This is a genomic window from Lentimicrobium saccharophilum, assembly GCF_001192835.1.
Lineage (GTDB): Bacteria > Bacteroidota > Bacteroidia > Bacteroidales > Lentimicrobiaceae > Lentimicrobium > Lentimicrobium saccharophilum.
This window is the reverse complement of sequence record NZ_DF968183.1, coordinates 82,492-108,277: the sequence shown is the minus strand read 5'-3', so window position 1 is coordinate 108,277 and position 25,786 is coordinate 82,492. Positions and strand designations below refer to the sequence as shown.

22 protein-coding genes are annotated in these 25,786 nt (G+C 46.7%); 15 read left to right on the top strand and 7 right to left on the bottom strand.

Annotated elements, in window-relative coordinates; genetic code table 11:
- Window positions 1–122 precede the first annotated feature (122 nt).
- A complete protein-coding gene (gene trmD / locus TBC1_RS12300; protein WP_062043315.1) occupies window positions 123–812 on the top strand; it encodes a tRNA (guanosine(37)-N1)-methyltransferase TrmD in 690 nt (229 codons plus the stop codon).
- Here trmD and TBC1_RS12295 read toward each other — a convergent pair.
- The gene (locus TBC1_RS12295) at window positions 806–2,278 is read right to left on the bottom strand and encodes a carbon starvation CstA family protein (RefSeq protein WP_062043313.1); all 1,473 of its coding nucleotides are present in this window, start codon (window positions 2,276–2,278) and stop codon (window positions 806–808) included. The genes trmD and TBC1_RS12295 overlap by 7 nt on opposite strands.
- Window positions 2,279–2,915: 637 nt before the next feature.
- Here TBC1_RS12295 and rplS point away from each other — a divergent pair.
- Together rplS and TBC1_RS12285 are read left to right on the top strand one after the other, a co-directional pair.
- Window positions 2,916–3,272 carry a 50S ribosomal protein L19 gene (gene rplS, locus TBC1_RS12290; protein ID WP_062043310.1) on the top strand — a complete coding sequence of 119 codons (357 nt, stop codon included), beginning with the start codon at window positions 2,916–2,918 and terminating at the stop codon, window positions 3,270–3,272.
- Between the two features lie 138 nt (window positions 3,273–3,410).
- On the top strand, window positions 3,411–5,390 hold the full coding sequence (locus TBC1_RS12285) for a BamA/TamA family outer membrane protein (protein WP_062043307.1): 1,980 nt from the start codon (window positions 3,411–3,413) through the stop codon (window positions 5,388–5,390).
- Between the two features lie 63 nt (window positions 5,391–5,453).
- Here the strand turns inward: TBC1_RS12285 and TBC1_RS12280 are convergent, their stop codons facing one another.
- Window positions 5,454–5,909: a hypothetical protein gene (locus TBC1_RS12280; RefSeq protein ID WP_062043304.1), complete on the bottom strand. Its 456-nt coding sequence runs from the start codon at window positions 5,907–5,909 to the stop codon at window positions 5,454–5,456.
- A gap of 509 nt (window positions 5,910–6,418) precedes the next feature.
- Between TBC1_RS12280 and TBC1_RS12275 the strand changes: the two genes are divergently transcribed.
- The 5 genes from TBC1_RS12275 (at window position 6,419) to TBC1_RS12255 (ending at window position 10,973) form a co-directional block, all read left to right on the top strand.
- Window positions 6,419–6,934 carry a DUF5063 domain-containing protein gene (locus TBC1_RS12275; protein WP_062043301.1) on the top strand — a complete coding sequence of 172 codons (516 nt, stop codon included), beginning with the start codon at window positions 6,419–6,421 and terminating at the stop codon, window positions 6,932–6,934.
- A gap of 117 nt (window positions 6,935–7,051) precedes the next feature.
- Window positions 7,052–9,568 (top strand): ferrous iron transport protein B, encoded by a 2,517-nt coding sequence (gene feoB / locus TBC1_RS12270; RefSeq protein ID WP_062043298.1) that lies wholly within the window; start codon window positions 7,052–7,054, stop codon window positions 9,566–9,568.
- Between the two features lie 4 nt (window positions 9,569–9,572).
- Window positions 9,573–10,271, top strand: coding sequence for a M50 family metallopeptidase (locus TBC1_RS12265; RefSeq protein ID WP_062043295.1), 699 nt, complete (start codon window positions 9,573–9,575; stop codon window positions 10,269–10,271).
- Window positions 10,272–10,302: 31 nt separating this feature from the next.
- On the top strand, window positions 10,303–10,521 hold the full coding sequence (locus TBC1_RS12260) for a FeoB-associated Cys-rich membrane protein (protein WP_062043292.1): 219 nt from the start codon (window positions 10,303–10,305) through the stop codon (window positions 10,519–10,521).
- Between the two features lie 77 nt (window positions 10,522–10,598).
- Complete coding sequence (locus tag TBC1_RS12255) at window positions 10,599–10,973, top strand: Hpt domain-containing protein (protein ID WP_062043289.1); 375 nt, start codon at window positions 10,599–10,601, stop codon at window positions 10,971–10,973.
- Window positions 10,974–10,991: 18 nt separating this feature from the next.
- Here TBC1_RS12255 and TBC1_RS12250 read toward each other — a convergent pair whose 3' ends face one another.
- The 4 genes from TBC1_RS12250 to TBC1_RS12235 form a co-directional block, all read right to left on the bottom strand.
- On the bottom strand, window positions 10,992–12,038 hold the full coding sequence (locus tag TBC1_RS12250) for a tetratricopeptide repeat protein (protein WP_172668896.1): 1,047 nt from the start codon (window positions 12,036–12,038) through the stop codon (window positions 10,992–10,994).
- A gap of 99 nt (window positions 12,039–12,137) precedes the next feature.
- A complete protein-coding gene (gene recA, locus TBC1_RS12245; protein ID WP_062043283.1) occupies window positions 12,138–13,154 on the bottom strand; it encodes a recombinase RecA in 1,017 nt (338 codons plus the stop codon).
- Window positions 13,155–13,394: 240 nt separating this feature from the next.
- On the bottom strand, window positions 13,395–13,850 hold the full coding sequence (bcp, locus tag TBC1_RS12240) for a thioredoxin-dependent thiol peroxidase (protein ID WP_062043279.1): 456 nt from the start codon (window positions 13,848–13,850) through the stop codon (window positions 13,395–13,397).
- A gap of 238 nt (window positions 13,851–14,088) precedes the next feature.
- Complete coding sequence (locus TBC1_RS12235; protein WP_201781687.1) at window positions 14,089–15,138, bottom strand: AAA family ATPase; 1,050 nt, start codon at window positions 15,136–15,138, stop codon at window positions 14,089–14,091.
- A gap of 160 nt (window positions 15,139–15,298) precedes the next feature.
- On the opposite strand from TBC1_RS12235, the gene TBC1_RS12230 reads away from it, so the two are divergent.
- The gene (locus tag TBC1_RS12230) at window positions 15,299–15,493 is read left to right on the top strand and encodes a hypothetical protein (RefSeq protein ID WP_062043271.1); all 195 of its coding nucleotides are present in this window, start codon (window positions 15,299–15,301) and stop codon (window positions 15,491–15,493) included.
- Here TBC1_RS12230 and TBC1_RS18020 read toward each other — a convergent pair.
- A complete protein-coding gene (locus tag TBC1_RS18020) occupies window positions 15,488–15,718 on the bottom strand; it encodes a hypothetical protein (protein WP_172668895.1) in 231 nt (76 codons plus the stop codon). The genes TBC1_RS12230 and TBC1_RS18020 overlap by 6 nt on opposite strands.
- Window positions 15,719–15,766: 48 nt before the next feature.
- Here TBC1_RS18020 and TBC1_RS12225 point away from each other — a divergent pair, with 48 nt between their 5' ends.
- The 6 genes from TBC1_RS12225 (at window position 15,767) to TBC1_RS12200 (ending at window position 25,698) form a co-directional block, all read left to right on the top strand.
- Window positions 15,767–18,265 carry a T9SS type A sorting domain-containing protein gene (locus TBC1_RS12225; protein ID WP_062043267.1) on the top strand — a complete coding sequence of 833 codons (2,499 nt, stop codon included), beginning with the start codon at window positions 15,767–15,769 and terminating at the stop codon, window positions 18,263–18,265.
- 114 nt (window positions 18,266–18,379) lie between these two features.
- Complete coding sequence (locus TBC1_RS12220) at window positions 18,380–19,165, top strand: LytR/AlgR family response regulator transcription factor (protein WP_062043264.1); 786 nt, start codon at window positions 18,380–18,382, stop codon at window positions 19,163–19,165.
- A gap of 83 nt (window positions 19,166–19,248) precedes the next feature.
- Window positions 19,249–19,662, top strand: a complete 414-nt coding sequence (locus tag TBC1_RS12215; protein ID WP_137305702.1) for a T9SS type A sorting domain-containing protein — start codon at window positions 19,249–19,251, stop codon at window positions 19,660–19,662.
- A gap of 160 nt (window positions 19,663–19,822) precedes the next feature.
- On the top strand, window positions 19,823–21,001 hold the full coding sequence (locus TBC1_RS12210; RefSeq protein WP_062036967.1) for an IS4 family transposase: 1,179 nt from the start codon (window positions 19,823–19,825) through the stop codon (window positions 20,999–21,001).
- A gap of 234 nt (window positions 21,002–21,235) precedes the next feature.
- Complete coding sequence (locus TBC1_RS12205; protein ID WP_062043258.1) at window positions 21,236–23,926, top strand: T9SS type A sorting domain-containing protein; 2,691 nt, start codon at window positions 21,236–21,238, stop codon at window positions 23,924–23,926.
- 71 nt (window positions 23,927–23,997) lie between these two features.
- Entirely contained in the window at window positions 23,998–25,698 is a 1,701-nt protein-coding gene (locus tag TBC1_RS12200) for a T9SS type A sorting domain-containing protein (RefSeq protein ID WP_082189618.1), read from the top strand.
- Window positions 25,699–25,786: the final 88 nt, after the last annotated feature.

Here is a 25,786-nt window from a genome sequence, read left to right as displayed (position 1 = left end):
TCCGAATCACAAAAGTACCGCATAATTTGCTTTAAGGCTGGTTCTGCAATACTCTGCCGGGATAACCCTCCGGACTTCTTTATTATGATACCATGATAAAGTTTAATTTTGCAAAAAAAACAATGCGCATCGACATCCTCACCATATTCCCCGAAATGTTTCAGGGCCCGTTCACTGAATCCATTATCAAGCGGGCTGTTTCAAAGGGGCTGGCTGAAATACACCTGCACAACATCCGCGATTACGCCACCAACAAGCACCGCAATGTTGACGACTATGTTTACGGAGGCAGTGCCGGTATGGTCATGATGGTGCAACCCATCGCGGATTGCATTGACAAACTGAAATCAGAAAGGGATTATGATGAGGTAATCTTTCTGACACCCGATGGAGAGATGCTGAACCAACACCTGGCCAACCGGCTGAGTCTTAAAGGAAACCTGATTTTTCTCTGCGGGCATTACAAGGGCATTGACGAACGGATCAGGGAGCACTACATCACCCTTGAGGTTTCGATCGGTGACTATGTGTTATCGGGTGGAGAACTGGCGGCGGCAGTATTGGCCGACAGCATCATCAGACTGATACCAGGGGTATTGAGCGATGAAACCTCTGCCCTTTCCGACTCATTCCAGGATGGCCTGCTCAGCCCTCCCGTATATACCCGTCCGGCCGACTACAAAGGCTGGAAAGTGCCGGAGGTTCTGCTCTCTGGCAATGAAAAAGAGATTGTTCACTGGAATTATTTAAAGTCACTGGAACGCACCAGGCAAAGAAGGCCCGGTCTGCTCGGGGAATCAGAAGATCATTGATCTTTACGGATGCCCGGCCTGACTATTTCCACCGCCGCCGTCATGCCCGGCACTGAATTTCTGCGAATATACATCAGAAACCAGGCCAGTACCAGGAAGGTAAACAAAAATCCTGTAACGAGCCCTGTATTCAGCGGCAACTGCAGGCCTTCAGGAGCTACAAGAATATAGACAGAAATTACCGCTGTCATAAAAACAGCAGGGATCAGTGTAACTATAAAGGCTTTTTTCTCATTCACAAGGTAAATGGTTATTGCCCATAATACAATGGTTGCCAGTGTCTGATTCGACCAGGCCATGTACCGCCAGATAATGGCAAAGTCAATCTGAGTAATGACAAAGCCTGCAGCAAACAGGGGAATGGTAACCATCAGTCTGTTTTTGACAGGCCCCTGGGCATATTTCAGGAAATCGGCGATGATCAGTCTGGCGCTTCTGAAAGCAGTATCGCCGCTGGTGATGGGCGCAGCCACCACCCCGAGCAGGGCCAGGATACCGCCGGCTTTGCCAAGAAGGGAGTTTGAAATTTCATTCACCACCCAGGCGGCATTGCCTTGATGCGCCGCCATCACGGAATTGAGTTGCTCCGGCCCTCCGAAAAAGGCCATCCCGGCTGCCGCCCATATGAGTGCTACGACACCTTCGGCCACCATGGCGCCATAGAATACCCTGCGGCCGAGTTTCTCATTGGTAATGCACCTGGCCATCAGCGGTGACTGGGTTGAGTGGAAACCGGAAATAGCTCCGCAGGCAATGGTGATAAAAAGCATAGGAAAAACGGGAAACTTCCCCGGCTCGTTGTGCATATTGACAAAGCCAAACGGAATCGCTTCGGGTATTTTAAATCCACCGGCCAGCAGACCGGCGAAAATACCCACAGCCATAAACAGCAGCGACAACCCGAATACCGGATAAATCCTTCCGATAATTTTATCCACAGGCAGCATGGTTGCCAGCACATAATAAAAAAATATCAGGCCGGTCCAGAAAGGAAGTCCGACGGATGCCATGCCATTGAGTATTCCAGCCGGCCCCACCACAAAAACAGCGCCTACCAGCAGCATCAGCAATACCGTGAATATCCGCATAAACTGCCTGAAACCGTTACCCAGATACAAGCCTACAATTTCAGGTATGCTTTTACCGCCATGCCTGACAGATAGCATACCGGAGAAATAGTCATGCACTGCGCCAGCAAAAATGCAGCCAAACACAATCCAGAAAAAAGCAACCGGGCCCCACATGGCACCGGCAACCGCCCCAAAAATCGGCCCCAGACCGGCAATATTCAGAAACTGTATCAGAAAAATCCTCCCCCATTTCATCGGCACATAATCCACGCCATCCTGCATAATTATTGCAGGAGTGGTACGCCCGGCATCAACCCCGAAAATTCTTTCAACCAACCATCCGTAGAGAAAATATCCCGCGATCAATGCGGCAATTGACAATAGAAAGCTAATCATGACTCACCTGAATTTATATCTACCTTAAGGCGATGTAAAAGTATAACCTTTTAAAAAATATCGAAATAATCCGGATACTTTTTTTTGACGCTACAGTGCTTATGGTTGAGTCCCCTGGCCTGGCTTCTTCCGGCTTTTCGGCTAAAGCCGTTAGGTTCGGGCATCTGCTTTTACTCCGGGCTGAAGCCCGGAGTAAAGCAAACAGAAATCTCTTACCATTCATCAGAAATCTGATATCCAAATCCGGACTTCGGGTCAACCAGCGTAAGCATAGGTTATCTTTAGCCTGCAATTTCCGAAGATGCTTAATTCCGGTTTATTACCCCCGGCTTGAGCCGGGGGTAATCAGGCGCTGACAAACACGGGGGCTTTAGCCCAAAAGGCGGCGAAAGTTTATTCGCAGCCCGGCATAAGTAAATACCGGCAAGTCCGGAAATTCCCTGGTTTGGTTTCTCCCGGCTTTTCGGCTGAAGCCGGGAAGTCCGGGGAGGCTGCTTTTTCCCTTTTCAAACAAATTAATAACGAATTACCCAACAGCGAGTCGTGAATAAATTTTAATTGGGCTTGCATATTAAAAATAAATTGCCGTATATTTGCACTCATTTTTGGAAAACGCAACAATTAAATACCTAAGATAATGAGCAAGAACGCATTAGTGAAGTTTGTCGAGGATACCTTCGTTCAGATTAAGGAATTCCCTGGTTTTAAAGCCGGCGATACCGTGACCGTTCACTATAAAATCAAAGAAGGTGATAAGGAAAGGATTCAGCAGTTTCAGGGCGTGGTACTGCAGCGCTCAGGCAGCGGAACCTCGGAAACATTCACCGTTCGCAAGGTTTCAGGCAATACCGGAGTTGAAAGGATTTTCCCCGTTGCATCTCCTTTTATCGAGAAGATCGAGGTAAACAAACGCGGCGTAGTGCGCAGGGCGCGCATCTTCTACCTCCGCGAACTCAAAGGTAAGAAAGCCAGAATCAAAGAAAAAAGGGTTTAGCATTGTTTTCATAAGTGTTGGATTAAGTCTGTCCCCCGCGGCAGACTTTTTTTTTGCATCTGAGCCAGGGGCAATACCGGTAAACCATTCTGTTTTTAAAAGATACAGGTTATCTTTACAGAAGTTTGTCAGGAATAAATGAATCAAACCCGCCGCATATCACCATTTCATCTGCCAAAGGCAACGGAACCGGTTCACAACCGTATGCTTTTGTATCTGGGCCGGGCACTTATCCTGTTGTTCACCGGCTTATTTCTTCCTTCAATGGCACAGGTGCAACCCGACACCCTGAAACCCGGTCAGAAAAACAACTCAGTGAACCGGAAAGGAAGTGCCGGCATTACCGACAGCGCCGCATACCATAGCCGGGCCAGGCAGATTTCCCGTTCCAGGGACTTTTACGGCCGGCTCGATAAGCGATCCGATACCAGTTATTTTCTGAAGAATCTTTATCCGCTGCTTTTCAGAAAACCACCCTCAGGACCTTCGGAAGCCATCATTAACCTGCCGTCCAACCTTCCGTTCGCCGGCGAAAAGGGTAAAATTATCCGCCATATCAGTATCCGGAAATATCCGGCTTTCGGACCTTCCTTATTCGACAGCCTTCAGGACAAACAAACCCGCGTGCAGCAGATACTGAACAAGACTCATTTTTATACCCGCGATGCAGTGATCAGGCGCTACCTGATGGTTGAAGAAGGAGACGCGCTCGACCCGGTGAGGCTTGCCGACAATGAGAGGGTCGTCCGCGATGCCGCCGTTTTCCAGGATGCGCGCTTCCTGGTTTACGCTACACCCGGCAACGACAGTGTGGACATTGTGTTGCTGGTAAAGGATGTTTTCCCTTTCGGCTTTGACCTGAAGGTGAATGAACCTGAACGAAGCCGGCTGCGCTTTTACAACAGGAACTTCCTGGGGCTGGGACACCAGCCGGAGCAATGGCTGGATATCGACCTGAAGGGTAGTCCGGCAGTCATCCTGAGTCAGGGCGCATACAGGGTGAGAAATATACGGAGTTCCTTCACCGATGCATACGCCTACTGGCAAAGCACAGCCAGGCGCAAAGGCATTGGGATTGAACTTTCCAGGCCATTCATCACGCCCGAAACCAGATTCGGCGGCGGACTGAAAACGGAAAAATTCAATACGCCCTACCCGTTAAATAACGAAGAATACATAAAATCAGCAGGATATTCCCTGATTGATGTCTGGAGCGGATATGCATCCATCATCGAAAGGCCGGCGGGCGCCAAAGCAGAACGATTGCAGGCAGCCGTAACCGGAAGGTATTACGACCTCAGATACTCCGGCCTCCCGCCCATGGTTGACTCAGGCACTGTCAGGCTGCATTCCGTTCAGCGCCTGAGCGGTGAAATATGCCTGATCAGGAGCGGTTTTTACCTGAACAACATGATTTACGGCTTTGGCAGAACCGAAGATATCCCGACAGGATATCATGCCGGACTGATCCTGGGATATGAAAACTCCGTCCTCGCGAAGGCGCCATATGCCGCGCTCAGATTTTCATCCGGAACAAAACTCAATGGAGCTGGATACCTGTTCTCATCGTTTTACCTCGGCGGATATCGGGATAAAGACAACTTCAGTGATGGCCTGGCGAATATTTCAATCAATTATATTTCAGGATTGGTAAAAGCCGGCACATACCGGTTCCGGCATTTTGTAACTGCCGATATTCTTTCGGGAATCAGCCGTACTTCTCCCCTGACCCTGAGCCTGAACAGAAACGATATTACGGACACTTACAGGAAATATGAACTTACCGGGCTTCACCGAGCCACCTTCAGATACGAAATTGTCGCGTTCACTCCCTGGTATCTGCTGGGATTCAGGTTTGCCGGATATGCATCCGGAGAGCTGGGCATGATTGCCCCGGATATGAAACACCTCTTGAAACAAGCCGTATATCCAGCCATAGGAGCAGGGATCAGGATACGGAATGAAAACCTGGTATTTTCCACCTTCCAGATAAGCCTGGTTTGGCATCCGCGCCCCATAAACGGATCCCGGGGCTGGATTTTCGAGCTTGAAGAACCTGATCAGGCCGGATTCAACCGCTTTGGCATCAGCCCGCCTGATTTTATGGAATTTCGCTGAGAACCGCAGGCATGCCTTACAATCAAAAGATTTATCCGAAGGTCACTCTCCGGTGCCGGCTTGTCAGAAAACATCCAGTATCTCAAACTTCCGCCCGTTAAACTCAACCTGATCCCCCGCTTTTTTGCCCTGTACCGCTTTGGCAAACGGAACCGCCGGGGAAATTGCAAAATATTCACTGCCGTCGTCAAGCCTGATCTTTCCGATGCCGATCGAAATAAACACCTTCTGCATTCCGGTAATTACTACAGCCCCGAATCCGGCACAGTCGCATACCCGGGAAAGATCAATCTTGTCGAGCAACACGATCTCCTCCCTTATTTTGATCAGTTGCTGGGCCAGCATATCGCGCCTCGACGACAACTGTTCCCTGTAGGAATCATACCTGTCCTTCGGCTGCCCGTATTCATTGGCACTCTGCTGGGCTTCAAGCACGGCAGTCATCAGGTTGGCTTCCGCCTCAATCTTAATCCTTTTGCAGACCGAGGCGATGTTTCGTTTCAGGGAAAGTTTGTCCATTACTTATTTTTAATAATAAAATGTAATTATTTATAAAACAATCCTTTGCAGAAAAACCTTAACACCCCGCATTTCCGGCGATAACCGTTCATCCGGACATTCTCCCGGTAACTCTGAAATAAACCTGCTGCAGATTATGGCTCTATCAGGCTGATAATACAATTGAAGGAGCAACAGAAACATCAATTTCCCGGCAGGATGTTGCCCGTTATGTAAATATATATAAAATTTGGTTCAAAATCCAATCTTAAGCATAACTTTTGTCAGAGGAAAAGTACGAAATTCAACGCTGCACCCAAAAAGAAAATCTTTACCTGAGCCCCGGGAAAGAATTCCGGGACGTATTCATTGCCCGGGAGGACGCCTGAGGCTGCAGAAAAGGGAGCGAATACAGGGTACCAACTAATCTGAACCTTCCTGACCAGCGCTGCATTTCTTGCAATCGCAACGGATATGAACCCGGACCTTTCGCCGGAATAAGTTAATTTTGCACCTTCAAATTATACTTTATGAATGAACATCCCAACAATCCGGTTTACAGCAAACAGGTGATAGAAATGCTCACCGTTGCCAATGAGTATTGCCTGTTTATGGAAAAATGCGATGACTATCCGAAAGAGGATATCCTCAGCTACTGCCGGCATATTCTTCCGTTGATATACCTCAAAGGCTCGCTGGTGAAACCCCTGATCCCGGCCGAACCGGATGATGCCGAACGCTTCGTAACCGAAGAAAGCTGGGAAAGCCTGTTCAACACGCTGCGCAACAAGTTTTATCCCGACGACCATTTCTGGATGTGCCAGGATCCGCGGGATGAAAACACAGAGATCGAAAAGAACAGCCTGGCAGAACACCTGGCCGATATTTATCAGGATATGAAAGACTTCGTGATGTTGTATCAGAAAAACCGCCATTCCGCCCGCGAGAATGCCATTGCCGGAATTGCATCCTACTTTATGGATCATTACGGGCCGGCCATAACAAAATCACTCTACGCCCTGCACCTGCTCGAAACCCGGGCTTAAACCCGGTTTTATAACGAACATTTGCTCATTACAGATTTTTATTTCTCTCTTACGCCCCCATTAACAAAAAAATCCGATATTTTTGCGGTAATTTATAATGTTTCTAAATAAGAAGTCTTGACACTTGCAGATCTCTCACCGGGCGAAAAGGGCGTAATCACCAAAGTTAAGGGTCACGGTGCATTCCGTAAACGTATCCTGGAGATGGGTTTTATTTCCGGAAAGCAGGTCGGGGTAATCCAGCGTGCACCCCTGATGGACCCCGTAGAGTACAATGTGATGGGTTACAATGTGACCCTGCGCAACAGCGAAGCCCGGCTGATTGAAATTCTTACCGAACAGGAAGCTTTCGAAGGTCATAAGCTTCCGTCGAATGGTTCGATGGAAGGCGATCTGATCAACACCGCCAGAAAACAAGGCAAAATTATCAATGTCGCCCTGGTCGGAAATCCGAATTCCGGTAAAACCACCCTGTTTAATTACGCTTCCGGATCGCGGGAGCGGGTCGGTAATTACTCAGGGGTAACCGTGGATGCCAAAGAAGCCAGATTCCGCAAGGGCGATTACACCTTTATTGTTACTGACCTGCCCGGCACTTATTCCATCAGTGCCTACAGTCCTGAAGAACTATATGTGAGAGACCACATCACCGAGTCTTTCCCCGATGTCGTGGTCAACATCATCGACAGCTCCAACCTCGAGCGCAACCTCTACCTCACCACCCAGCTGATTGATATGGACATCCGGATGGTGGGCGTGCTGAATATGTACGATGAGCTGGAGAAGGGAGGCAACAAACTGGATTACAACCAGCTTGGCAGATTACTCGGCATCCCGTTTGTACCTACGGTCGGATCAAAGGGCAAAGGCATTGATGAGCTTTTCCAGAAGATTATTGATGTGTACGAAGACCGCGACAAAACACGCAGGCATATCCACATCAATTACGGAACTGTGATTGAGCCGGGCATCTCACACATACAATCGAAGCTCCGCCAACCGGGAAATTTCCATCTGCTCGACAAGGTATCCTCTCGTTTTATTGCCATCAAGCTGATCGAGAAAGACAGGGCCACCGAAGTGCTCACTGAACAGCTCGGGAATTTCGGAGAGATCATTGAAGCTGTTGACCAGCAGATCACCCGTATCGAAAATGAGCTCAAACAGGATACCGAAAGTCTGATTGCAGATGCCAAATACGGGTTTATTGCCGGGGCGCTGCGCGAAACGTTTTCGGCAAATCCCGTTGTGCAGCGGAAGAAGAGCGAGGTGGTCGACACCATCATCACGCACAAGGTGTGGGGGATTCCCATCTTTATCTTTCTTATGTACCTGACATTTTACGGTACTTTCAAGCTGGGGCAGTATCCCATGGAATGGATTGAAAGCCTGGTGGAGGTGACTTCCTCATGGCTCGAATCCGGGCTTCCCGACGGGATGCTGAAAGACCTTTTTATTCAGGGGATTGTGGGTGGCGTTGGCGGCGTGATTATCTTTCTGCCCAATATACTGCTGCTCTATCTCTTTATTTCGCTGATGGAGGATACCGGTTATATGGCCAGGGCCGTTTTCATCATGGATAAGATCATGCACCGCATCGGCCTGCACGGCAAGTCGTTTATCCCCCTGCTGATGGGATTTGGCTGTAATGTTCCGGCCATCCTCTCCACCCGCATCATCGAGAGCCGCCGCGACCGCCTGATTACCATGCTGATCAATCCTTTTATGTCATGCAGCGCGCGCCTGCCCGTTTACATCCTGTTTATCAGCGCCTTCTTTGTAAGTCACCAGGGAGCCATTCTGTTCTCCATGTATACCATCGGGGTATTGCTGGCGATCGGTTCTGCCCTGCTGTTCAAGAAAGCCATTTTCAAGCAGCCCGACATGCCCTTTGTAATGGAGCTGCCGCCCTACCGCACCCCTACCCTGCGCACCATCCTGAAGCACATGTGGAGCCGTGCCGAGCAATATCTGCGTAAGATCGGCGGGGTAATTCTGGTGGCATCCATCATCATTTGGGCATTGGGGTATTTCCCCCGCGAAACAGCCGAGGACTACAGATACGATAACCGGATATCCACCATCCGCGATCAGTATTCAAAGCAGATTCTTCAGACTCAGCATCCTGAGGAAGTAATTGCCCGGCTGAAGGCGGAAGAAGAAACGGAGGTAAATCAGGTACTGAATGAAAAGGAGAGTCACCGTCAGCTGAACTCTTACATCGGCCGCCTCGGGCACTTCATCGAACCCGTGATGCGCCCGCTGGGATTCGACTGGAAAATGAGCGTTGCCCTGCTTACCGGCGTTGCCGCCAAAGAGATTACCGTCGGCACACTCGGCGTACTTTACCAGGCCGGCGATGATACGGATGAACATTCCGCCTCACTCATCACCAAGATACAGCAACAGACCTATCACGATGGTCCGCGTAAGGGTGAAAAGGTTTTTACACCGCTGGTGGCTTTCAGTTTTATGCTGTTTATCCTGATCTATTTCCCCTGCGTTGCCGTGGTGGCCGCGATCAAAAAAGAATCCGGCAACTGGCGCTGGGCGCTGTTTATCGTTGTTTACACCACCACCCTGGCTTACCTTGCCTCACTGGCGGTTTTCCAGATCGGCAGTCTGCTGCTTTAATTCAATGAAAGCGTTTATATTGCAACTCAATGAAGCGCAGGTGTTTTATGCCACCCTGCTCCTGGCGGTCATCCTGATCCGGGTCCCGCTGATCGGGGTGTATTTCAGGACCGTCAACACCCTGTTCCACGAGAACGGCCATGCTCTGGCGGCCATGCTGCTCAGCGGAGAGGTGAACCGCATCGAATTAAAGAATGACACATCCGGTACCGCACTCACAAAAACACCCTCTGCAATCAGGGCCATGCTGGTTGCCTTTTCGGGATACCCTTTTGCCACCCTCTGCGCAGCCCTCTTTTTCTGGCTATCAGGCAGCGGATACGAAAAAGCCGGCTTGCTGATCCTGATTTCACTGGCATTGATCAACCTTATCCTCTTTGTCAGAAATACCTACGGGATAATATGGCTGCTCACCTTTTCAGGGATAATCCTGCTGGTAAACTGGCTGAACCTGCCATTGCTCACAAAAGTATTCTTCCTGTGCATCAGCCAGATTGTGTTTGCCGAAGCAATCATCTCCACCCTGATAGTCTTTTATCTGGGCGTCACCAGGCCAAAGAAAGCCGGAGATGTTACCATCCTTGCCCGGCTCAGTCATATCCCCGCTGCCATCTGGGCAATCCTGATTACAGGCATAGGGGCAGGCATCTCCTGGTTCGTGATTCTGCGCTTTTTCCCGGCACCGGCTCAACTTTTTTACTGATTTCATGTTGAATATAAACAGACATTGATCTATGGAACAATATCAGGAAATCATCGTACTCATCATCGTTGGCGTTGCGGCTTCCATTGCCGGCTATAAGCTGTACCGCAAATTCACCAACCCGCTCAGCGGATGTTCCGGTTGCGCCAGCGATTGCTCAGGTTGCCAGCTGCAGGACCTGAAAAAGGAAATCGAAGAAAAGAAACGCCTGAAAGAGGCCAGAGAACAGCAATTTCAGGTAACGGAATAGATTATTGTTTGTATTGATTCTTCTGCTAAATTTGCATCAGAAATCTTTTGAGGGTTTCTTTATTCTGAAACGACGATATGGTAAACAAACAAGTCTTCCTCGAAACCTATCATTATTTTGATAAATCGGTGATCATCGAGATCATTGATATTTTTCTGGATGAATATCAGGGAAAACTGGAAAAACTTTACAACGATGTAAAGGCAAGGGATTTTACCGGGCTCCGTTTCACCGCCCATAACCTGAAGGGGGTGGTTGCCAATTTCTCGGCCCCGTCGTTGCTTGAAATGGTTAAAAACTTCGAGAAATCAGCCGCCGAACTGATTGAGACAAACGGTGCCGGCTTCGACGAAGCCACCGTAGTACAGGTGATTGACAACATCAGGGCTTCGTTGCTCGAAATGGCCGGCGATCTTACTCAGATCAGGGCTGAGCTGGTACAGCAAGCTTAAGCCGGTTTTCAATTTTTTTTATTGCTTCAGGGCATCCAGCCTGTTCAGTCCTTCAATGGCTTTATCGTCGTTTACCTTCATCCGGAGCACCCTTTCATAATCCTTGCGGGCACCGGCCAGGTCGCCCATCAGTTCATAGGCAAAACCACGGTTATAATAAGCATCGGTATATTCACCATCGATTTCAATCGCCCGGCTGAACGCGCTCACCGCCTCGGCATACTCTTCTTTGTAAACCAGGTGAACGTAACCCTTGTTATAGTAAGCCAGCTTGTAATTTCCGTCTATGATCAGGATTTCTTCATAAACGCTGAGCGCTTTGTCGGGCTCCCCGTTCTCCTGATAATACATCCCCAGCACATAAAGGGGATCTGGAACGCCGGGCCTCACCCTGGCAGCGTTTCTGAGGTAATCCACCGCCAGTTTGTTTTTGCGCTCTGCCATTAATATGCCCAGCTGTTTCAGGGCATCATAATAATTCTGATTCTTATCTACGGCCATCTGGTAGCTGTCAATGGCTTTCAGGGTATCCCCCATCTCTTCGTTGGCCAGGCCGCTGATAAAAAATGCTTCGGCATTATCCGGGTCTTTGCGCAGACCTTCGCGCAAAGCATTGAAAGTCTGCTTGTAATCACTCATGGTAAGGTAAAGACGGGCCATCTTAACGTCGTAGACGCCGGCGCCCGGGGCCAGTTCCTTTGCTTTCTTCAGGGCATCCAGCGCGCGCTGCATCTTGCCGGAATACATATACACATCCGACAAGGCCGCGTAAACCTCCGGATTGTTTCCGTCAATCGAAAGCGCCCTGTTGATATCCGCCAGGGCCTCGTTTTCCTGTCCTTTGCCAGCAAAATACCGCGCCCTCTCCATATAGGGCTTTGTATCCGAAGGCGAAGCGTTTACCAACTGATTGAGGCGGGTAAGGTCATCGGCAATGGTATCGGCAACCTGCTGCTCCGCAACGGCAGCAACCTTTCCGGACCTTTTACATGATGAACCAAAAAAGAAAAGACACGCGGCAAACGCGGCAATAACAAGGATTGACCTGTAAGAAAAAGCTGGCATAACAGTCATTAAGTTACAATACGCGGCAAAGTTAAACAAAACAGCCCTTCCCTGAAAAGAAAGAGCTGGCTTGAATGCGGTTATCTTATAAGGGCAATGCTAGCTTGCCGGATTCTTCAGCGCATCACGCACCTTCCCTTCCAGTTCTTCGGCAAGTTCGGGATTGTCGAGCAGGAGTTTCTTCACGGCATCGCGGCCCTGGCCAAGCTTGGTATCGCCGTAGCTGAACCATGAACCGCTTTTTTTGATGATGTTGTAATCTACGCCCAGGTCGACGATTTCACCTGTCTTTGAAATACCCTCTCCGAAAATAATGTCAAATTCTGCCTGACGGAAAGGCGGCGCCACCTTGTTTTTGACGACCTTTACCCTTACGCGGTTTCCTACGGCAGCATCATTTTCCTTGATCTGGGAAACCCTGCGGATATCCAGCCTGATGGAAGCGTAGAATTTCAGCGCATTACCGCCCGTGGTGGTTTCGGGATTACCGAACATAATTCCGATTTTTTCGCGCAACTGGTTGATAAAGATGCAGCAGCAACCTGTTTTGCTGATGGTAGAGGTCAGCTTGCGCAGCGCCTGCGACATCAGCCTGGCCTGCAGTCCCACCTTTGAATCGCCCATCTCGCCCTCGATCTCGCTGCGGGGGGTAAGGGCCGCCACGGAGTCAATCACAATGATGTCGATGGCGCCAGAACGGATCAGGTTCTCGGCAATCTCAAGGGCCTGCTCACCATTATCGGGCTGCGAAACCAGCAGGTCGTCAATATTTACGCCCAGCTTCTGTGCATAATACCTGTCGAAAGCGTGCTCGGCGTCGATAAACGCGGCAATGCCTCCCTGCTTCTGTGATTCGGCCACCGCATGCAGGGCAAGGGTGGTTTTACCGGACGACTCCGGTCCGTAAATCTCCACCACCCGGCCTTTGGGAAGTCCGTTCACTCCCAGGGCAGTGTCAAGCGCGATGGAGCCGGTCGAAATGCTCGGCATCTCTTCAACCGGGGCATCCCCCAGTTTCATTATGGTTCCTTTACCGTATGACTTTTCAATCTTATCAAGGGTCAGCTGAAGCGCCTTTAACTTTTCCAGATTGTTTTCTTTCTGATCTTTACTCATGGTATCAATGATTTATAAATATTAGCTGAAGATTCTTATGATCTTCAAAGATAAGGAATCGGAACAAACAGGTGAATGCCCGGCAAAAAAAATATAGACGGGGAATACAGTTATTTGTTATTTATATCAGCGTTCAGATTATAGGGCCTTCAGGAAAATTCGCCATAAAAGCAAAGTTCCGATGGAATACAGATCTATTGTTTAAGAACGCCGGTTTGATCAACAAACAGCCTTGGTTTTTCAGTCCTTCAGCACCTGAGCCGCGTGGTTTTTGGTATCCACCTTTTCGATCACTTCCTCAATCATGCCTTTTTCATCAATGATAAATGTGGTGCGGATCACGCCGTCGTATTCGCGGCCCATAAACTTCTTGCGGCCCCATACGCCGTAATCCTGAAGGATCTTCTTTTCGGTGTCGGAAATCAGCGGGAAAGGCAATTCGTATTTATCGATAAACTTCTGGTGCGATTTTTCGCTGTCGGGGCTTACACCCACCACTTTGTAACCGCGGGCCAGCAATGCCTCATAGTTATCGCGCAGGCTGCACGCTTCGGCCGTACAGCCGGGGGTGTCGTCCTTGGGATAAAAATACAATACCACTTTACTGCCACGGAAGCTTTCAAGACTTACCACATTCCCTGACTGATCCTTTCCACTGAAGGCCGGCGCCTGATCGCCGGGTTTAAATTTGCTCATAATATTCTGTTTAAAGATTTTTCTGACTGTTTAAACATTCCGGACAGGTGAAGGTTTAGCCAAACCTGTAATTTTTCCCGGAAATGATCAGGGAATAAATTTCATTGCATCACATAGGTATTCTTTAAAACCGACATCGCGGGAAGACTTGGCGAAAGAGAAGATCTCACGGGAGATCATTGTCCTCAGGGAGTTAGAAGGGCATGCGAGCGGACTCCGATACTGTCCGTTATAATGCTTACTTCCCCTGCATCCAGCGCCTGAACAACACATCATAAACGCTGTAAAACATCTGTCCTTCTTTGTTATAATCCGAATAAATCATTTCCTTTTGCTGTAAGGCTTGCAATGACCTCAATACAGTTGCCGGGCTTCCCAGGTCATACTTCGAAATAAAATCTTTTGAAGTGGGATAAAAAACCTTACCTTCATGAGCAATGGCTTTGAGCAGTGCCCATTGCTGCTTCGTAAGCAGATCCCGGTATTTGAAGAAAACAATCTCCTGTTCAAGGAGCAGGCGGGCGGCCTGTTGTTTCCATAGTTCATCATCCACATTTTTACCGGCAGATGCAAACACCCGGTTACAAAGCAATTGAACATAATAGGTATGAAGGTCGGCCCACTCCATCATGGCGCGAATGGTTTCATCTTCAATCTTATGGCCTCTGTGCTGAAAGTGATGACGAATAAAAGCAACATATTCATCAGCGTCAATCTTATCAATTTTCAGAAAACCGGTACTTTGGTAAAAAGGCCGCGAAGGATCGGCGAAAAGTTGCATCATCAGATGCTGCTGGCTACCGGAAAAGATAAACCGGACATTGCTGAGAGACTGGATAATGCTTCTCAGAAAAGCATCCGTATTTTTTTCGGGATAATTCATGATTTGCTGAAATTCATCAATGGCAATGATGACTTTCTCCGGATAAGCCTCAAGGCATCCAAGCACGGACCGGATGTGCCGTTCAGCCTCACCAGGCCTTACATCCACGGTGAGCTGAGGAAATCCGGTCAACGGGTCAAAAACAATGACCGGTCTCAGTGATTTTATGAAATCAAGAATCAGTTTACCAGGTTTCGACTGCTCCGGAATGGTGGAAAAAACAGCTGTGGCCAGCGCGTTTAATAATTCCTTCATGCTTTCTGTAGGAAGAATATCCAGGTAGATCCCCGTGTGACCAGCAGGGAGTTGGGCCAGCAAATGCCGGATCAATCCGGTTTTGCCTATCCTGCGAATGGCAACCAGGGTGGTTGATTGTCCGTTGACCAGGTTTCTTTTAAGGGTCATGGTTTCTTCTGTGCGGTCACAGAAGTATTCACTCCCTTGATACCCGGTCGTAATAAAAGGATTTGAGATGGGTGCCAATTTATCTTAAACAATTTATATATTACAAAATGTAAATTACAATTTGCAAATATAACTGAATTCAGCGAAAATATCAAGTGTAATGACCTTAAAAGTGACCATCATGAATATGGTAAAGGAGTTCAGCATCCCATTCAATGACTTTTTCCTGCATAACGAAATGCTTATAAGTCAAAAATCCGGTTCAAAAAAGAAGATAATAGAGGAAAACATTGATCTGAAGGATAACAAGGGGAATGCCAAGGGGACGCTGGTGCGGTTCGTACTGCCCCTATAAATTCCAAATTCCATATTCCAGGCACCAGGCACCAAACAAATCCCAGGCACCATCCGCCAGCTGGAGGACTAAACAAATTCCAAAAACCAAAAACCTAAAACCAAAAACCAGTAACCAGTGACCAGTGACGAATGAATGCCGACAGCCAACCGCCAACCGCTCCCCTTCCTCAATCAGTTCCCTGCATTCATAAATCCAATCCCTGCATTCATGAATCTTTTCCATTTCGACCTATTGGCCAGTGTAAATTCATTTTGTTCAAAGAAAAAAATCATGAAAAAATTTTTACTGCTTATTTCAGGATTTATTTCACTGAGTGTCATCCAGGCCCAGATCATCAACATCCCGGCGGATTACCCGACGATTCAAATGGGAATTAATGCAGCCAATGAGGGAGACACTGTGTTGGTTCAGCCAGGTGTTTATAATGAGTATCTTGATTTCAACGGCAAGGAGATCACCGTGACATCTCTGTTCCTGACCACCCTGGACACCTCTTATATATCGCAAACCGTGATTACAGGCAACAGCAGCGAGGACAAAGTTATTGTTTTTGAAAACGATGAAACGCCCCAGGCACAATTGATCGGATTCAGAATAACGAACGGAATGGCAAACGCCGGCTACGCAATCTATTGTGATTATGCCAGCCCGACCTTAAAATACCTTAAGATCGATGGCACGCTGAATCCCTCAAATTACTTTCAGGGAATTTATTGCAATCATTCAGAATCATTGATAGATGATATTCAAATTGTTTCAGTTAAATGTGTTTGGGCTGTAGACCTGAGAGAATCGAACATGGTCATTAGCAATTTTATAATTTCTAATAATTCACATTTAGATGATGGTTATGGAATTTTTTGCCGATATACAAGTTTGATACTTGAAGACGGTTTGATAACACACAATCCGGGAGGCATCTCTTGTGAATATTCCGATGTCCGGTTTCACGGCATAACAATCACTAACAACAATGGCGCAGGAATAATATGCTATGATTCAAATATAGAATTCGACAGTGTGAACCGCTGCAATATTTATGGCAACATTGATTTTTATGATCCATGCGAAAGACAGATTAATTCAAATTCTCATATCGACCTAATACTCGATACCTTCAGTGTAATCCATCCGACCGGGTATTATCTGTACCCTGTTGAAAATTTCACTTATGATATTTTGCACGGATTGCAGGAACAGCTCGAGGCTGATGTATATATTTCTCCCCAGGGCGATGATAAAAACAGCGGATTGACACCGGGCGAACCTTTCAGAACCATCCGGCATGCTTCCAGGGTGCTTATTTCCGACAGCCTGCATCCGCGCACGATCCACCTGCTGGATGGCACATACAGCAAAGCTACGAACGACGAGATATTTCCAGTTGCCCTGTTTGATCATATAAGCCTTAAAGGTTCTTCCCCTGTAGATGTCATCCTTAATGGAGAAGATTCTTCTGTTTACAAGCATATTATCTCTTTAACCGCGGGAAAGAATAATTCTGTTTCAGGGATCACCGTGACTAATGGACATGGGATATATTGTTCAAAATCAGTCTTTGAGATGGAGAATATTACCGTGACAAATAATTCTCAAACGCTTTTTTTAGGGGGGGCGGGGGTACTTATTGAAAATTCAACGGGGATTTTAAAAAAGATTCTATTTGAAAACAACCGTTCCTGGCTGGGAGGCGCCATCTGTGCAGATTATTCGGACTTGATCATGGACAATCTGATCATAACAGGAAACTATGCAGAAGGTGGAGGTATGGGGGGGGGTATCTATCTTCATGATAGCAAAGCTAAAATAGAAAATTCAACAATTTCCTTAAATATTGCAGATAGAGAGGGAGGGGGAGTTTACCTAGATAATTCCGATGCCAGTTTTTTCGCAACATCCATTGACCATAACAGGTCATCAGATACTGTATATCATTCTTATACCGTGGGGGGCGGTGTAAGTTGTTACGACTCAAACCCGGTGTTTCAAAGCTGCCTATTTACCGGGAATTCGGCTATTACAGGCACGGTATTGTACATCGCAGCGGGTTCACATCCACAGTTCATCAATTGCACCCTCACCGAAAATGAACAAAGCGGCCCGGGTTTTTTTGAGAAATACCTGGTTTGGGGTGATAATTCTCCCGGAAACATAATCACCTTCTACAATTCCATTATTTATGCCAACGACAGCTGTGATAATTCCATGCTCGGTGGTGTTGTTGCCACATATTCCGACATTCAGACGAATGGACATGTGTGGCCTGGAGAAGGAAACATCAACGAGGATCCGCTATTTCTCAATTCAGGCGATCATCCGTACCAGCTTTCCACTGGCTCCCCCTGCATCGATGCCGGCACTCCGGATACTACCGATCTGGCCCTGCCAATGTGGGACCTGATGGGCAATTACCGCCTCTGGGATGGCGACATGGATGGCGACACCATCGTCGACATGGGAGCGTACGAATTCGGATCGGTAGGAGTTGGCACTGAATTCAACCTTCAACCATCAACCTTCAACATTTCCTGCTATCCCAATCCCTTTTCCGAAATAGTACATTTTGAATATGAAATTGTAAATCCCTCTCCGGTCAGCATCCGGGTTTTCAACGTCGTAGGGGAATTGGTGGCTGTTTTGTCAGATGGCATCCTGGCGGAAGGGCAGCACCAGATTATCTGGAATACGGCGAATCTGCCGGCAGGATTGTATTTCTGCAGGGTGCAGTCGGGGCAGAAAATGGAAGCGTTCAAGATAGTCAAACAATGATATAAAACAGATCCTCCAGTCGTTCGCTACGCTCGCTCCTTCAGGAAGACGTCGTCATCCTGAAGCCGATGAAGGAGGCCGAATGATCTGCCGGAATTTGGAATTTTCCCCATTATGCTTAACTTTAGAAAAAATATTTCCGTTAAAGTACTACGGACCCTCATCATCGACGACGAGCAGCCTGTCAGGGAAACCCTGAGGAATTTGCTGCTGAGGACCTGTCCACAGGTAAATGTTGTCGGTGAGGCCGACAGCGTAGCATCGGGTATTAAAGCCATACGCGAAAAAGCACCGGAATTGCTCCTGCTCGGCATCAGAATGGCTGATGGGACCGGTTTCGACTTGCTGGAGCATTATGATAATATTCCATTCAGGGTGATTTTTGTTACCGCATACGAGGAGTATGCGATCCGTGCTTTCAGTTTCAGTGCCATAGATTACCTGCTTAAGCCCGTAAACCCGGAAAAGCTCGTCAATGCAGTGAAAAGAGCCGAGGTAATATCCCGGCAGGCTTTCAACATGCAACTCGAAGCGTTGAGAGATAACCTCGAAAATATTGGGAATCAAAATAAAAAAATCATCCTGAAAAACCAGGAAAGCATATTTCTCCTGAACACCAGTGACATTGTACATTGCATGTCGGAAGGAAGTTATACAGCCTTTGAAACCTCAGACAATCAAAATATCCTGGTATCGAAAAACCTGAAAGAATATGATACGCTGCTTTCCGGGTCAGGCTTCCTGAGGGTGCACAGGTCGCATCTGATCAATCTGAAACATATTAAGCGGTTCGACAAACATGATGGAGGTAACGTGGTAATGAGCAATGGGGCCCAGATACCGGTATCGGCAAGCGGCCGTGAAAGATTGCTTGATTTGTTTGAAGAAATCAGTGGTTGATGAAAAGGTTAACGAAACATCTTTTGGTCCTTTTTCTGTTTGGGGAGCTATACTTCCCCCTGTTTTCACAGGTTAACTTTCCATTGAATCTGCAGCTTGCCGATAGTCTCGGTTTTTATGGTATTGGCTATGATACGAGCTATTTTGAAAGCACTCATGCTTTTCACACACAATCATATATTACCGCTATCCATTGGATGGATTCAATTATTGAACAGTCGCATCAAACCCCGGGAATTCCGGATTATCAGGAAGCCTTTAAAAATTTTAATGTGTTTCCGGTTCCGGCCAAAAATCAGCTAACCCTTTACTGTCAGCTAAATAAAGGAGGAACAGCCCGGGTCTGCATTTTTAATATGATTGGTCAGCTTGTTAAAACAGTCAACCTGGGATATCAGCAGCCCGGAGAACATCATTTTGAACTGAACATTGCTGATTATAAACTAGGAGTGTTCAAAACATCAAACGACATTTCAAAAAGTTCTTTGGCATCATGAAAATCAAAGGTTTTTAACAAAACAAGGGATTGTAATTAACAGTGATGTCTTTGTTTGTCTGAAAATAGCTGGTTATCAACAAAATATGTTTGCCACTGTTGGCAAAAACTCTCTATAATCAAGACAATCAACTTGTTAAGGACTTATATTTGTTCCTGCAATGGGAACAGATTGTAAGCAGGGTATAAAAGTCCAAGACTTACTCAAGCTTATACCTGATGACTTGTTGGCTGATTTGAGTTCAGAAACCAACGTTGATTATCAGGTAAAAAAGCTTTATGGCAGGAATGTCTTTAGCCTTTTACTGTTTGGACTGATAGAAAGCGATCGTCTTGGTCTCAGGTCGCTAGAGGATTTTTATAACTCCACCCATTACAAGGTGCTGTTTAATATTCCAAATAAAAACACAACCAAATATAACTCTCTATCTGCTCGTCTTGCAACTATGAATGTTGACTTTTTTCGAAAGGCCTATGAAGCTATATACGAGCAATGTTCTCAACTCTACGATGAAAACGATCTGGCTTTGAATTACAAATTATCCAGAGTTGATTCAACAATGGTTTGTCAGACAGCTGCTAAACTGGAAAATGGGATCCATGTTGGCTGTAAGAAAGATGGTAAAAAGCAGATTAAATATACTGTTTGTCTGACCGATATGTTTCCTAGTAGTGTTGAGGTTTTTAATCAGCAATGCCATATCAGCGAAAACCTCACCATTCCTAAGGCGATATTCAGGGTGATTGACAAGAACAAAGACAATGTCTTTGTTTTTGATCGGGGAGTATCTGACCGACAAACTTTCTGTAAGTTGGACCAGGAAGAATACACTTTTGTTACAAGACTGAAATCAGATGCAAGATTTATTGCTCTGGAAGATTTTGAGATAAGTCAAGACCAAAAAGTAAGAAATCTTACAATCCTTAAAGATCAACGTGTTTACTTATATAAGAGTGGAACATCAGTAGTTGAGCATTCTTTTAGACTTGTACAGGCAATAAATGATAAGGGATATCCTTACTTCTTTCTTACCAATATGTTCTCTATCCCAGCCAAAGACATAATAACAATTTATAAATCAAGGTGGGATATTGAGGTCTTTTTCAGATTCATTAAGCAGGAATTGAACTTTTCCCACTTCATCAGTGTGAATGAAAACGGAATTAAGATCCTCTTGTACATGACCCTTATTCTCTCCATGCTGATTCTGATCTATAAAAAGATTAATGGATTGGGGTATAAAACAGCTAAAAGAAGGTTCATGATCGAAATGTGGGATATCATCGCCATAATTATGATCAAACATAGTGGAGGTGATCCAAGTCTCGTCTTCAGGTGAAAAGCTATACCTTTGATTTTCAATACGTCAATGAACTCGTGATTCTTTTGTTCTTTTTATTTGTGGTTTTGAACACTCCTAATTATAAACCGGGAATTTATTATTGCTGCCTGCAAATCGGAAATGAGGTGGTGACAAAGAAAATAATCAAAGTCAAATAGCAAAGCGCTGAGGGCATAGGGCTAAGAGAAGAAATGTCATTAGCCTTTTGTTATCAGCATAAATAAAAACATCATGAAAAAACAAATTTTACTCATAGCAGCAGTAGCTGTGAGTTACGTTATGGCAGCAGCCCAGGGCTGCCTGCCCGAAGGTATCATCTTCAATGCTCAAGCACAGATTGACAACTTCCAAACCAACTATCCCGGGTGTACCGAGATTGAAGGGTATGTGACAATTCAGGGAAATGATATCACCAACCTTGATGGGTTGAGTTTATTGACTTCCATCGGGGAAAACCTTTATATTTCTTATAACGCTTCGCTTGCCAACCTTACCGGGCTGGAAGGTTTGACCTTCATTGGGGGTTATTTAGTAATTGGGAATTATGGTAGTGGTAATCCTTTACTGACCAGCCTGACGGGATTGGAGAACCTGGCTTCTATCGGGAAAGGCTTTTATATCAGAGGAAACGATGCCCTGACCAACCTGACAGGATTGGAGAATCTGGCTTCCATCGGGGAAAACCTTGAGATTTCTTATAACGCTTCGCTTGCCAACCTTACCGGGCTGGAAGGTTTGACTTTCATCGGGGAAAACCTTGAGATTTCTTATAACGCTTCGCTTGCCAACCTTACAGGGCTGGAAGGTTTGACTTTCATCGGGGGTTATATAGTAATTGGGAGTTATGGTGGTGGCCATCCTTCACTGACCAGCCTGACGGGACTGGAGAACCTGGCTTCCATCGGGAAAAGCTTTTATATCAGAGGAAACGATACCCTGACCAACCTGACAGGATTGGAGAATCTGGCTTCTATCGGGGAAGACCTTGAGATTTCGCTTAACGCTTCCCTGACCGACCTGACTGGGCCGGAGAACCTGGCTTCCATTGGGGGATTTCTTAAAATTAATTTTAACGATGCCCTGACCAGCCTGACGGGACTGGAGAACCTGGCTTCCATCGGGGGAGACCTTATGATTATGGGAAACGTTACCCTGTCCAGCCTGACGGAACTGGAAAATATTGATACCAGCTCAATTACAGGCATTTATATATATGATAACTTATCTTTATCCACCTGCGAAGCAACGTGGTTGTGTGCCTACCTGGCCAGTCCGAACGGTAGTGTGAATATATACAGTAATGCACCCGGTTGCAATAACCCTTCTGAAGTGGCTGACGGCTGTGGAATAGTATTACCTTGCTTACCCTTTGGGAATTATTACTTTTTATCTCAGGATGACATCAACAATTTCCAAACCAACTATCCCGGTTGTACCGAGATTGAAGGGTATGTTACAATTCAGGGAGATGATATCACCAACCTTGATGGATTGAATGTATTGACTTCCATCGGGGGTATTTTAGAAATTGGAAAAGATTATGGTGGAAATGGAAACCCTGTCCTGACCGACCTGACGGGATTGGAGAACCTGACTTCCATCGGGAGATTCCTAAGTATTGAAGATAACGATGCCCTGACCAACCTGACAGGATTGGAGAACCTGGTTTCTATCGGGGAAGGCTTTAAGATTTATTCTAACAATTTTCTAACCAGTCTGACTGGATTGGAGAGTCTGACTTCCATCGGAGGAGATCTTAATATATATAATAACGCTGATTTGGCCAGCCTGACGGGAGTGGAGAGTCTGACTTCCATCGGGGGAGATCTTAATATATATAACAACGCTGATTTGGCCAGCCTGACGGGATTAGAGAATCTAACTACCATCGGGGAATACCCGAGTAAAAATGGCAAGGCTTCTCTTGCTAGTCTGACGCTCTTTGATAATGTGGCTTCCATCGGGGGAAACTGTAGTATTTATGATAACTATGCCCTGTCCAACCTGACAGGATTAGAGGGACTGACTTCCATCGGGGGAAACTTTAGTATTTGTGATAACTATGCCCTGACCAACCTGACGGGGCTGGAAAACCTGGCTTCCATCGAGGGTGATCTTGATATCTATTATAATAATGCCCTGACTAGCCTCACGGGGTTGGAGGGACTGAATTCCATCGGGGGTGATCTTGATATTTATTATAACGCTGCCTTAACCAGCCTGACAGGGGTAGAAGGACTGGCGTCAATCGGGGGAAGCCTAACAATTTCGAGCGAATGCCTGACCTGCCTTACTGGGTTGGACAATCTGACTTCCATAGGGGAAGATTTGCGTATACTAGGACCTATAATGAATGGATCATCCTCCCTGACCAGCCTTACGGGATTGGAGAACCTGGCCTCCATTGGGGGAACGCTTGAGATTTCAAACCATTATTTCCTGACCAATCTGACCGGACTTGAGAACATTGCTGCCGAATCTATCATCAATCTGAGAATATTTAATAATAGTGATCTTTCTTCCTGCGCAGTGCAAAGCATCTGCGATTACCTGGCGGCGCCCAACGGAACCATTGAAATCGCATACAACGCCCCCGGCTGCAACAGTCAGCAGGAAGTGCAGGAGGCCTGTTGGATTCTCCACATCGAAAATAGACCAACGGGGGAAGAACAACTTAACGTTTATCCCAACCCGGCATATAACAGGATGATTTTAAACCTGAATACGACCTTTTCAGGATCATTCAGGGTTTGCCTTTACAACCTCACCGGAATCTGTCTCAAAAGCTGGCAGTTTGAAACCCAGTCATCCGGAACAAAAGAATTTGTTATGGATATAAGCGAAATTCCCGCAGGCATTTACTTCTTCCGCCTGCAAATCGGGAATGAGGTGGTGACCAGGAAAATAATTAAAGTTAAATAGCCTAGGATTAAGAAAAGAAGTGCCCCAGGCATTTTTGCTTTTTGCCCTCAGCATAGCCAAATAAAAACATCATGAAAAAAATTATTTTACTCATCGCAGCTCTAACAATGAGTTACGCTATGGCAGCAGCCCAGGGCTGCCTGCCCGAAGGCATTACCTTCACCACTCAGGAACAGATTGATAATTTCCAGACCAATTACCCGGAGTGCACGGAGATTGAGGGAGATGTAATAATTGATGATAATTGGACCGGAAACATAAATAATCTTAACGGATTAATTGTTCTGACATCGATTGACAGTAATTTGTTTATTGGGTATAACCCTGCTCTGACGGGATTGGCAGGATTGGATAACCTGATTTCCATCGGGAGTGATCTTATTATCTATGACAATGATGCCCTGGCCAGTCTGACGGGACTGGATAACCTGACTTCCATCGGGGGATTCCTTTGGATTGAAAATAACAATGCCCTGACCAGCCTGACGGGACTGGAGAACCTGACTTCCATCTGGGGACATCTTTGGATTTGTCAAAACAATGCCCTGAGCAGCCTGACTGGACTGGAGAACCTGACTTCCATTGGAGGTGATCTTTATATCTATGGTGATAATGACGCCCTGGCCAGTCTGACGGGACTGGATAACCTGACTTCCATCGGGGGTGACCTAAGTATTTATGGTAACGTTGCCCTGACCAGCCTGACGGGGCTGGAGAACCTGACTTCAGTTGGAGGTGGACTTTATATCGATCTTAATGACGCCCTGGCCAGTCTGACGGGACTGGATAACCTGACCTCCATCTGGAGTGATCTCAGGATTTCTTATAACAGCTCACTGACAAGCCTGACAGGATTAGATAATCTGACTTCCATTGAAGGGGATCTTCATATCTATGATAATTACGTACTGGCTAGTCTGACGGGACTGGATAACCTGACTTCCATCGGGGGATACCTTGAGATTGTAGGTAACAATGCCCTTGCCAGCCTGACGGGGCTGGAAAATGTAACAGACATTTATGGACATCTAAAAATTGAAGTCAATACTGCACTGACTGATCTGACCGGGCTGAATAACCTGACAACCATCTGGTGGGGCGACCTTCTTATTAGTGGGAATGATTCACTTACTACCCTGTCGGGACTTGAAAACCTGGCTTCTATCGGCGGAAGTATAATTATAGGATATGAAGGAGGATTTTTTACCTCTGGTAATCCTTCCCTGACCAGCCTCACTGGGCTGGAGAACCTAACTTCCATCGGGGGCACTTTTAAGATTTCTTACAACAATACCCTGACCAGCCTGACCGGATTGGATAATATTGCCGCCGGATCAATCACAAACCTTCAAATAATGTATAATTCTTCCTTATCCACCTGCGAAGTCCAAAGCATCTGCGATTACCTGGCGGCGCCCAATGGAACGGTCACCATTTACAACAACGCCCCGGGCTGTAATAACGAGGCAGAAATAATAGAAGCATGTGAAACCGTAGGCATTGAAGAAGCAGTTGCCGGCTCAGATTTTTCCATTTACCCCAATCCGTTTACCAGCCAGCTAAGCATTGAATTCACCCTCCCCAAAACCTCCATTGTTTCCATCCAGATTTTCAACGCCATGGGCGCCAAAATAGCCGAACTGCACCACGGCCAGTTGCCTGCCGGGCAGCAGCAGTTTACCTGGCATGCCGGACATTTGCCCAAAGGAATGTATTTCTGCAGGGTGCAGTCTGGGCAGGAAATGGAAGCGTTCAAGATAGTCAAACAATGATAGCAAACAGATCCTTCAGTCGTTCGCTACGCTCGCTCCTTCAGGAAGAAGTCGTCATCCTGAAGCCGACAAAAGAGGCCGAATGATC